Source organism: Flammeovirga sp. EKP202 (assembly GCF_014534745.1).
Classification (GTDB): Bacteria; Bacteroidota; Bacteroidia; order Cytophagales; family Flammeovirgaceae; genus Flammeovirga.
In genome coordinates, this window is sequence record NZ_JACVVP010000076.1 from 17,856 (window position 1) to 29,607 (window position 11,752).

Below are 11,752 nucleotides of genomic sequence, written 5' to 3' on the forward strand. Positions count from 1 at the left end.
ATTTTTTGTCTTATTCAAAGGGTAAAGTTAAGGACTAGATCAATAGTAAACGAGGGTTTTCGTGTTAGAAAATATGGGGGTATTTAAAAAGTCCGTGCCAACATTGTAATACAATATCTACACGGACCTCTATAAAGATTTGTGGTTTTTAGAAATCAGGAGTAATTCCCAATCGTTGGTATACTTTTCCTCCTCGACCTAAATTCTCACCTATTCCAAAATAACCTGAACCATGACCGGTCATCACTGGGCGTAGTTTATTGATATCCACAAACTTTTTATCTGCCTTGAATATTGCTGTATCTACCTTTACATCCATAATCTGACCTACAAAATGAGTATGTTTTCCTAGGTTTGTAGTTCTAACTACTTTACACTCCAATACTACTGGAAATTCATGGACGTAAGGCGCATTGACAAGTTCTGATTTCACGGGCGTTAGAGGTAAAACATCAAACTTATTTACGTCTTTCCCTGAGTAATGCCCTACCCAATCTACATATTCTATCAGTTTCTCATTGGCAATATTTACGGTGAAAGCCTTATTTCTCATTACATTATTATAAGTGTGTGTCGCAGGACGAAGCGAAACGCCAATACTCATTGGATTAGAATTCACGATGCCAATCCATGATGCTGACATAATATTGGGTGTACCCACACTATCATAAGAACCTATCACACCTACCGGCATTGGAAATAAGAATGGTCTTTTACCTACGGATTTTTTCACATGCAATGAATCCATTACGGCAACGGAATTCACTACAGAAGCTTCATTGACTTCCCCATTTGCTTCTTTTACATTATAACGGATTAATACAAAAATGAGTACTACTACAAGTACTATATTTAGAAGTTCACTTAGTTTCATAGAATATTATATTTTTTATTATCTCTTGCTGAGCGTTTTTTACAATTGTCAAGCACAAATCCAGTAGGACAGATTTTGCACCATGGTTTAGAATAAAAGAAGGATAATCCGATAAATAAAAGGCCAAAACCAATCATCCACCATGATACCACCCTAAACGAAAAAGAGGGAAAGGGTTCAATGAATGATAGTTCGGGGTATTCACCCAAGAAAATGCAACAAATCAGTACTATAGTTGCTACCGTTTGTAAGGGTATTGAGCGAATTTTTAAGAAGTTCATATTCCTTTTTTGGAAAGGAGATATTTTTCCAGCTAACTCCTGAGCGGCTCCAAAAGGACACATATAATGACAATAAAACTGCTTTTTGGTGGTGATGGGTAATAAGACAGATAGGCCTAACAAAACTACTGACACCAAATTTGAATCAAGAGATATACCATTTACAATCCATCCATGTAAAAACGAAATGGAGATCATTTTCTGATAAGCAAAACCCATTACAATCACCACCATAATCAACATGGAAGTTCTATAATTTTTCATAGGTCGATAGAAGCAAACCAACAAGCCAAAAAGTAAAGTGGCAGAAGTCAATACCCATTGCAAAATTAGGGTCCATGGATAATGCTTCTCTTCCAATTCCTTGCCCGTTACTTCAGACATCGTCACTTGAATTGTTTCAATGATTGCCTCACTTGTTTCGGTGGCAGACGTAATCGCATCTACTTTATTATAGAGTGCTCGATCGAAAGTCATTCCATTCCACTTTTCTAAAAGTTTATCATCCAAAATAAATTCGATATACTCCCCTGATTCATTATGCTGCAGCATCTGCATTCCCTGTATGGTAGAATCGTTATCAAACCCAATCAATACGGGTACTTCTCCTGCAAAACCTCTGACATGGCTTGCAAAATCGTGCGTAGAAATGGCGTATCCAATAATGTCTTTATATTGGTTGTAAACCGTATATTTTTTTTGGTCATCTACCGTAAAGTACTTGGCTTTTTTGAAGATTTCCTCCAAGTGACTCTGGGTGACGACAATCTTTTTAGTGTGTCCCTCTTGTTGTAAAAAAGGCAATTTCCAACCTCCTGAAATACCCACTGCCACTACTAAAAGAGAGATCAAGACCACCCTATACAAGTTGTACGCTTGAAGTGAGTTTAGTCCTTTTTGAGGTTCCTTTTTCTTTGATTTCTTGACAGGGCGTTTTGGTGGTATCCGTTTTTTTTGTTTTTCCTTTGTTGTCATTTGTTTATGATAATTATTTAGTCTTCTCTCCTTTGAGATAAGATGTTGGTAAGGTATTATTCCAAGCTTCTACCTTTTCAATTAGGTCTTTTAAAACTTCAGGATTATCCTGAGCTACATCGGTAGTTTCACCTGCATCTTGAGTTAGATTGAATAATACATACTTCTTTTGCTTTTTGAGATAATGTGCTTTCCAATTCTGATTTAAAATAGAAACTGCACCATTAGGGGAATTCGTCTTCCAATATAAGTAACGTTTTGGTGTATATTCTTTTCCGAACCATATTTCTGATACGTCTTTTCCTTCATATTGACTTACGTCAAATGACGTATTTGTTATCGTACACAAGGTAGGGAGCCAATCCAAACCTGATAACACTGAAGTAGTATTGATGTGCCCTTCAGGTACATGATTTGGGTATTTTACGATAAATGGTATTCTCACTCCGCCTTCAAATTGTTCATGCTTTCCTCCTCTAAGTCCTCCGGCCCATCCTAACATATTCGCAACCACGTTGGGATCCTTTTTTTTATTCATTTTTACGGGTGCCGGTCCTTGATCGCTTGAGAAAACGATAATTGTATTTTGGGTTAGGCCTAAATCATCTAACTTTTTTAATAACCTCCCAACGGCTAAATCTAAAGACCATACATCACCTAAATAATTTCTAAAAGACTGATTAACGTCTCCTCCTAGCTCCTGTGCTTTTTTGAGTTTCTTTTGGTAGTATTTATCGAATTGAGAAGCATCAACATTTACCTCATTAAACTCCTCTGAAAATCGTTCATGGGGATCCACTGCAAAATGAGAAATATGCCCCCAAATATTAAGGTAGAAAGGTTGATCAGATTGACTCCTTTGCTCTAAGAATAATTCAGCTTCTGCAAAAATATCATCATCTCTCCCGGCTGTTTTTTCTTCGGCATTTCCCATCACTTTTATAAAGTCCATACCATAAGTTCCATGGGGAGGATTTTCATCTCCACTGATATGCCACTTACCAATATGTCCCACGTAGTAACCATTGTTATGCAATAGTTCTGTGATAGTTGTTCTACCTGAAAAACCATGAAAAGGCATAAATTTTTGATAAGAAGCAGGGTGTCTACTGGTCAAAAAACCTGTACGACTAGGACTACAAGTCACACCTGTAGCATACATCCGTGTAAAACGTGTGCCTTCTTCAGCTAACTTGTCAATGTTGGGCGTTTTGATGTAAGGATGACCATAACAGCCTAAATCGCCATAACCCAAATCGTCTGCAAAAATAAAGATGATATTGGGTTGTTGCTTTCTTTTCTTTTCGCCTTCAGATGCAATGCCTATGAGGATATTGAAGAAAAATAGAGAGAGGAGTAATGAGAGTATTTTGTAGCGTTTATTCATTTCATTAATGATCAAATTGAGCCAGGAAGAGAATTTTTTATAGGGAACGCATGGACGTTGCAATACAACGCCTCTACTGTTTCTCACAATTTTAATTACAAGAAAAATTTATTGATACCGTTTACTAGGATATTGTATTACAACGTCCTTACACACCACTATATGTTTATTTAATGAAAAATATCCTATTTGCTTTTTTCTACAGGCTTATGAATTTCTTTTTTCCAAGCTCTTAGTAATTTTCCGTATTTGGCTACTAGTTCGGGGTGTTGTTCAGCCACATCTGTCGTTTCACCTTGATCGGCCTCAAGATAATATAATTTTACTTTATTCAAGTGAAGGTGTGCTTTCCATTTACCATCTCGTACAACTTGCCAATTCGGTTTATCACTCCAGAAATGTAACTTTTCTCTTTGCTGAGGAGCTCCTAAAATTGCTTTACTTACGTCCACACCATCCATTTGCATTGAAGAAGGTACTTCTACTCCTGCCAATGCTGCGACAGTAGGTAAAAAATCTACTCCTGCAATTAATGTTTCTTCGTCTCTTGTACCAGCTTTCACTTTATTAGGCCACTTTACAATCCATGGAGCTCTGATTCCTCCTTCATACATACTTCCTTTTCTTTGTCTGAAAGGGCCGGCTGAACCTACAGAATTTGCCAAATTTGGTTTCTTGGCATAACGCTCTTTCAACTTTTTTGTATTGTTTAAAATTGGTCCAGGACCGTTATCACTAGAAAAGATTATAATCGTATTTTCATCCAACCCCATCTCTTCAATAGCTTTCAATAAACGACCAATTTCATCATCCAAATTAGAAACATCAGCACAATAGGCTTGCATTGCCTTATCGATATCATTCGTCTCTGCAACAAACTTTAAAAAGTCCCTTTGGTACTCACTTTCAAAGTCATTGATATCAACTTTCAAATCTTTGAATCGAGCCAAATACTTTGGTAGAGGATCAATGTAAGAGTGCGTAGGGTATAACCATAAGTTGATGAAAAAGGGCTTGTTTTTATTTTCTTTCGCAAAGTCAATGGCCATATCCACATAGTGTGTGGTTGTATGCTCTCTATAGTGAGGCTTCTTTTTGTCTTTTGATGTAAAACCAGGCCCAGTACTCTGCGTTGTAAAACTCAAATCAATACCATACTCTGATGGAGGAGGAGCATTTTCGCCTCTTTTATTGTCGCCGATATGCCACTTTCCAATGTGTGCTGTTTTATATCCTGCCTCACTCATTACGCTAGTAACAGACGGTTTTTCAACATCTATCACAAAACTGCTCAAAAACTCTCTTGAAGGAAAAAGACTTGTCATCAAAGCGGCCCTTGCAGGCATACACCATGACCCTGACATGTACCCTTGTGTGAACACTTTCCCCTGATCTGCCAACTGATCTAAATGTGGTGTTTTAGTATATGGATGTCCATATGCAGGCAAATCACCATACCCCAAATCATCAGCCAAAATAAATATAATATTAGGTCTATCTTGAGCGATAGTAGTTGTACTCATCCCTAAAAAGGAAAGGAATACAATCAATTTAAATGTTATTGCTTTATAGTTCATTTTATTTCTTTTCAACTTTGTGTCTAATTCATTTCTGCATCAATTACCGCTGCTTCTGTTACTTTTTGAAGATAGATTGCTCTCATCTCTTTTAGTACTTCTGCATACTCAGGGTCCTTGACTTTATTTTTATACTCCTTCGGATCTTCCTTATAATCATACAATTCCGATTGCGTAGGATCATCCCCCCATTGTGTATATCGATAACGGTCCGTTCTTACCGACTTCCCTAATAAATTACCTCTTCGTGCATAAGTCAGAGCCGGTTTTTGGAAAGATGTATCTGAGGGTTTGTTTAATAATGAAACCAAACTTTTCCCCTTCACTGTAGTTGGGTTTTCCAAATCCGCCAATTCAGTGACCGTTGGGAAAACATCCATCAGCTCTACAGTTGTCAATACCTCTTCCCCATTGTTTTTATTATTAGGTACTCTGATGATCAATGGAGACTTTGCACTTTCTTCATAAAGAGAAACCTTTCCATACAAAAAGTGATTACCCATATGATAGCCATGATCGCTGAAAAAGACAATGATAGTATTGTCCCATAATCCTTTACTTTTCAAGGTTGTGATCATTTGTCCTAAGATATCATCAATATAAGAAATACATGCGTAATACCCCTGCATATACCTTTTTCTTGCGTCCATAGAACTTAATCCAAAATAGATATCTTCAAATGCTTCATACCTTTTCCAATTCGCAATCAAAGGTTTTGTATTCCAGTCATCCATAGGTACTTTCTCCGGTTGAATTTCATCCAAAGGATATAAATCAAAAAAACGCTGTGGTGCAGTATATTGTACATGCGGTTTATGAAACCCATAGGCGATAAAGAACGGTTGATCTCCATACGTCTGTTCCTCCATCCATTGATTAAAAGCCTCTAGATTCAAATCATCTTCCAAGGGTATACCATCTTTGATTGGCAATGGTAAAGCGTGTTTTCCTTGTCTGTCATCATCACCATATTGCTTTTTTAATACTTCCCAAGCTTTTTCCTTTTCAGGAGAGTCGATTAGTCCGTATTCTTTTTCAAATTTATCTTTAAGGTGAAGTACTAAATCGTTTTCCTTCATCTTTTTTGTTCTTTTGGCATCCCAAGTAAAATCTTCCGCTCCAGGATGATAAACCTTTCCGGCATTCGCTACCCAATACCCATTATCTTGAAATACCTTCCCAATACTTACAGCATCAGGGCGTGTATCTGTAACGTGAGGACCATTAGTGAAAATCTTGGTTTGTGCCGGATACATACTTGTTAGAAATGATGCTCTTGATGGTCCACAAACAGGATACTGACAATACGCCTGTCGAAACAAGATACCTTGCTCTTTTAATGACTCGATGTTAGGTGCTTTGACATTATTATATCCAAAAGAGGGCAAATGCATGTTCAAATCGTCCACTGAGATAAATAATACATTAGGTCTTTTCGATTTCTTTGGTTTTTTCTTGTCATCTGCTGTAGTACCTAAACTAAAGCAAAGTACGAGTATAAGTAATATATAAGTCTTCATACATAATTGTGTTTTAATTCATCTCCTCATGGATGTATCACAATATTAAGTTCGGGGGCTAATAATTATATTAATATCTTCTTAATTAAGGATTAAATAGGCTTTTTTCAGAGATTCTTGAAAAAAATATTCTTACATTAAAGTATTTCATGAAGTAGCACTATGATGTTTTTTAATGCAATGCCAAGGTGAAACTATGCAAGAATAAAAGCAATAGTATGATTTCATTATATCAAAAAATACGTCTATAAAGATGAATAATTATACCCAAACCGTTGAATAAAGCATAAAAAAACACAGTTCCTACTAAGTAAGAACTGTGTTTGAAATTTCTGTTGAAAAGTAAGTAGTCACTGATTACTAATGTGAATGTAAAAAGCTTTGACATAGAAAAGGAATGATACTTCTCTATAAATATATAGTAGGGTCACACAACAATTACAAATTAATTCATCATCAATTTTTTCTTTATTATCCCCTCTTTTACCTTCAAGGAAATCATATAAATTCCTTTAGATAAAGAGGTTTTATTTAATGTTATCTTGGATTGATTAATATCAGTATAGGTTCGAATCAGTTTTCCCTCAAGATTATAAATGAATAGCTGATCTATGACACCTCCAGCGTATTCGATGTTTACAACACCTTGAGAAGGGTTAGGGTAAAATTGCAGTCTTTTCTGAAATTCGGTTTGAAGGGATGTGATATTTTCATCTTTATCTTCATTGTCCTCATCATCAATTTCTACAATTTTTAATACAGGAATAATAAACATGGGATGGTTTGTACCTTCTCGAACAATATGAATGGTTTTGCCATCCAGATTATAACAAACGGCCTCCGTTCTACCTGTGCTTGGTCGTACTATTCTTCGGGGTGCTCTCGAAAAAGCATCACCCCAAGTTTCCCCTTCATACCTTGTATACTCTATTAGATCTTCTACACTAATAATGATCGCTCGATGATTATCATCAGAAATATCCATTCCTGTTGCGGCATCGATGTCTGCCCTACCAATTTCAACAGGTTCGTGTACTGTAGAAATAGGAGTGAGGGAAAGTGGCATTGAAAAAATCATTGTATTCTTGGCACTTCCTCGTTTTGTAATCACAAAAATTTGATCATTATCTAAATCTACCGCAAGGGATTCATGATTATAAGAAACTGTACCTCCTTGATACGCATATTTAATTTCATAAATTATATCATGATTCCATTCTTTGGTAGAAAGGTCTATTTCTGGTTCTTCCATTAATACCAATTGATACTGTGTCCTTTTTGTGTTATTATCACCAAAAGCACCTATCATTAAATAGTATTTCCCATCTTTTTCAAAAGAAACAATGTCTTCCCAATCTTTGTTGTTTACTCCATTGATAGTCCCATAGGTCACCAAGTTTCCCAAGGTATCTAACAAATAAATCATGGGGTCATCTCCAGAATCATTGTGTACCCAAAAATGACCTGGATAACGCCTTGAGGGACATATTCCACTCATTTCCTCCAAAAGAGATGCTTCATAAACCGGCGTTTCTATAATATTGGAATCATATTCAATACTATAATTAGGGTATTGAGCAAAAAGTGATATTGAACTCAATAACAGTAGTTTTAATAATAAAATCTTGTACATAGAATAGTCTATTATGGTCGTTTTGATGTTCGCATTTTCACTCCTAAAAAAGCACTCTATTTTACTTTATGACCTTCTTCCCTCTTAACTTCTTCCCTGCCTCTCCTGTCAGTTTTAAGTAATGATCGGAAGGTAATCCTTCATAATCTGAAAACGTTCCATTGACAGGTGGTGTATTGGTCACTTTGAATATGGCTGTACCTTCATCTATTTCATCAAACATGGCTACGTAAAGCATTTCTACACCTTCCTCTATCGAAACGTCTATTTGCTTACTGAAAAAAGCTCCTTTTAATCTTGGTATCGCATTTAAAGTCGCATTCTTTTCATGGCCTTGTCCCTTCATTCTTTTTAAGTTATACCAGCTAAAACCGGGGTAGATCGTTGGTACATAATCCAAATTATTATCCTTACACCATGCTAGATCATCCGCAATCTGTTTTCTATATACATTATCATTTTCCAAATCAGGCATTTTATAACGCCCCACTAACCAAGGCTGAACAATATCCGCTTTTCTGATTACTTCATGTAAGTACGGATCTGGCTCACTATCTCTTGTCAGCGTTCTAAAACGAGTAGGCACCCCCAACATCACAGAGAAATTACCGTACTTTGGATCATTTTTCACAAAATCCATAAAACGTTCTATTTCACTACTCTTAGCAGTATAAGGTCGTTCTTGAAATCCCACACCCCATATTGCTACTAACGGTTTACCATTATGATGTAAATAATTTTCTTTATTAACTCCTTTATTGAAATGAATTTCATCTATTAACCTCTTCCAATCACTCACCAATGTCTCATAACAACTTTCCTCTTTTTTCAAGCCTGATAAATCGTACATAACAGCAATTGCTCTGTTGTATTTTTTAGCCGATTTAAAAGCTTTCTTTAAAATAGAAGTTGCTTCCTCTCTTCGAGGTCCACTTTTAGAATTATTATAAAAACGTTGCATAAACACACCGTCTATACCATATTCTTTCATCCACTTGAAATGTGTATCTATAGTGGATGCATCCAATGAACTAAAAACAGTAGCAGATTTTCCTTCTTCATTTTTGAATTCCGTTTTATAGGTCTTCTTGTATTCAGACATTTCCGGCCATAGATCTATTGTGACATTATCTGGACCAAAACCTCTGTTACCATAATGCACCCAGCCTCTAGAACCCCCATCGTTAGGGGTTCTGAACCAGCCTTGATAGCCACACATCACTAACCCTTTATAAGTGGGGTAATTAATTTTTTCTTTCTTTTTTTTGAAGGCCAATAACATTAGTAAGCTTATAGATGCCAATAATATTATTGTATATATCTTTTGTAATTTCATTTCAAGTAATATTGAAAAATTAGTTCAACAGTGTTCTGATTTGCTAACGTAAAAGTAGTTTTCCACTCAAATAATAGATTAATGAAGCATTAATAATTTGGACGTTAATGCAGTTTTTTTGTAAAATGATATCTGATTATGAAGATTTTTTCAATTAGTCCATTATTAAGGCTTCATTAATAGTCAGTACTACTTTTAGGTTATGAAGGAATTAAGCTAAGGTTTATTACTTAGAAAATGAAATCGAAATGAAAAGATTATTAACAGCATTATTACTTGTATTGGTAGTGACGAACATTTGTTTCGGTACACATCCACCTAAAAAAAATAAGAAAACAAATCTTGTTTTTATTATTACTGACCAACAACAATACAAAGCATTGGGACTAGCAGGAAATACAGTCTTGAAAACCCCTAATCTAGATCGACTAGGAAAAGAGGGTGTTTATTTTGTCAATGCTTATTCTGCCTGTGCAGTTTGTGGCCCTGCTCGTTCGTCTATTCTTACAGGAAGAACGGTTGAAAATACTGGTGTAAACAATAATGATAAGACCTATTATTATACAAAGGAAAAAGTAATGCAACATCCTACTTTTGATGAGATATTGAAAGAGGAAGGATATACGTGTGAGTATTATGGGAAATGGCATGCGATGGCCAATAAAGCTTGTGTATACAGTAATCCAGAACAATATGCTAAAAATGGAAAATATGCTTTTGACCATGGTGGACAAAGCTTCTTCTATCAAGATTGGCTGAATAAAAGTTTAAAGAAAAGAGCTTTAGAAAATGGCGAACATATTGACCGTTTTACAAAAAGACCTTATACACCGGATCCAATTGATACTTTCTTCGGGAAAGAATATAAGGATATAAAAGGCATCAAGAAATCTCAACCCAATTTTCATGGTCGCTTAAATATTCCAAAAGAATACACAATGACGGCTTTTCAGGCACAACAAACTATGAATGCCCTCGAAAGACTCCATAAAAAGCCATTTAGTCTTACTTGCTCTTTCCATTATCCACATGCTCCTATGATTGTCCCTGAACCGTTTTACAGCATGTATAAGCCCGAAGAGATGACTCCTCCGGAAAGTATCGGTGATGACATGAAAAATTCACCTTACGCTAATTCAAACGGCCGTAAAAAACTGACAGAATATTCTGATCCTGAAAAAATCAAATACATGATCTCTAATTATTATGGTTTGATTACTGAGGTGGACTATTGGATAGGTCAGATTATTGACAAAATTGATGAATTGGGATTAACAGAAAATACACTCATTGTCTTTACTAGTGATCACGGAGAAATGTTGGGTGCTCATGGTCTGAGAGAGAAAAACGTTTTTTATGAAGAATCTGCACATATTCCTCTTCTAATGAAACTCCCCAAACAAATCAAACCTAATTCAACTGTTGAGGGTTACGTTTCTCATATTGACATTTTCTCTACCATCTTAGATTATATGGACATAGAGGGTCCTTCTTCTGATGGAAAAAGCTTGAGAGGAATGATCGAAAAAAAGGAAAAAGAATATGGTGAGTATGTAGTGACTGAATGGAATTATCGAGGTGATGTTTCACCAAACTATATGATTGTAAAAGATGGGTGGAAATTAATGGTTCCTTACTCAGTGGAATCAAAAGTGATGAATGTGCTTTACAACTTGAATGAAGATCCACACGAAATGAATAACGTTTTGGGTAAAAACCCGAATCAAGAACAATACACTGAGAAGGCTGAAGAATTAAGGTCTGCTCTACTGGAATGGCTGAAAAAGAATAATTCCAAGTTTTATGATGGTGTAAAAAACCGTGTGTTAGTCAAGAATATTTGATCTGTCGATGATCGTTGAAATATGTGCTAAATGCCTTGTAAACTAATTTATCGTTTACTTTCAATCGGCCTTTCTGCAAGCATTTACAGGATCAACTTTCAAGCTTCTTTCCTCTTACTTTTTGTTTCAAGACAAAAAGAAGCAAAAAATTCAAGGCTTTGAAGTCAAAAGCTAAATTTCATGTATCTCGCCTCAATGATTTTAAACTCGCTAAAGCTCAAACAGCAAAATCATTTTTAACGGCTCAATTTTAGTACATGACAAAAAAAGCTAATCAGAGAAAATGTTTAATTTTAAGTTACCACACAAAAAAGTTAAACTCAGC

8 protein-coding genes are annotated in these 11,752 nt (G+C 35.7%); 1 reads left to right on the top strand and 7 read right to left on the bottom strand.

Annotated features, from left to right (window positions below; genetic code table 11):
- Positions 1-148: 148 nt before the first annotated feature.
- The 7 genes from IC221_RS27280 to IC221_RS27310 all read right to left on the bottom strand — a co-directional run bounded on the left by IC221_RS27280 (position 149) and on the right by IC221_RS27310 (position 9,583).
- Positions 149-874 (bottom strand): flavin reductase family protein, encoded by a 726-nt coding sequence (locus tag IC221_RS27280; protein ID WP_223241513.1) that lies wholly within the window; start codon positions 872-874, stop codon positions 149-151.
- Positions 871-2,130 carry a 4Fe-4S binding protein gene (locus IC221_RS27285; protein ID WP_188171979.1) on the bottom strand — a complete coding sequence of 420 codons (1,260 nt, stop codon included), beginning with the start codon at positions 2,128-2,130 and terminating at the stop codon, positions 871-873. Before IC221_RS27285 ends, IC221_RS27280 begins: the two co-directional genes overlap by 4 nt.
- A gap of 13 nt (positions 2,131-2,143) precedes the next feature.
- A complete protein-coding gene (locus IC221_RS27290) occupies positions 2,144-3,517 on the bottom strand; it encodes a sulfatase (RefSeq protein ID WP_188171980.1) in 1,374 nt (457 codons plus the stop codon).
- A gap of 185 nt (positions 3,518-3,702) precedes the next feature.
- Positions 3,703-5,094 (bottom strand): sulfatase, encoded by a 1,392-nt coding sequence (locus IC221_RS27295; protein WP_188171981.1) that lies wholly within the window; start codon positions 5,092-5,094, stop codon positions 3,703-3,705.
- Positions 5,095-5,117: 23 nt separating this feature from the next.
- The gene (locus tag IC221_RS27300; RefSeq protein ID WP_188171982.1) at positions 5,118-6,614 is read right to left on the bottom strand and encodes a sulfatase; all 1,497 of its coding nucleotides are present in this window, start codon (positions 6,612-6,614) and stop codon (positions 5,118-5,120) included.
- A 445-nt stretch (positions 6,615-7,059) separates the two neighbouring features.
- The gene (locus tag IC221_RS27305; RefSeq protein WP_188171983.1) at positions 7,060-8,247 is read right to left on the bottom strand and encodes a T9SS type A sorting domain-containing protein; all 1,188 of its coding nucleotides are present in this window, start codon (positions 8,245-8,247) and stop codon (positions 7,060-7,062) included.
- A gap of 61 nt (positions 8,248-8,308) precedes the next feature.
- Complete coding sequence (locus tag IC221_RS27310) at positions 8,309-9,583, bottom strand: glycoside hydrolase family 71/99-like protein (protein ID WP_188171984.1); 1,275 nt, start codon at positions 9,581-9,583, stop codon at positions 8,309-8,311.
- Positions 9,584-9,831: 248 nt separating this feature from the next.
- Between IC221_RS27310 and IC221_RS27315 the strand changes: the two genes are divergently transcribed.
- A complete protein-coding gene (locus IC221_RS27315; protein WP_188171985.1) occupies positions 9,832-11,427 on the top strand; it encodes a sulfatase-like hydrolase/transferase in 1,596 nt (531 codons plus the stop codon).
- The last annotated feature ends 325 nt before the right edge of the window (positions 11,428-11,752 follow it).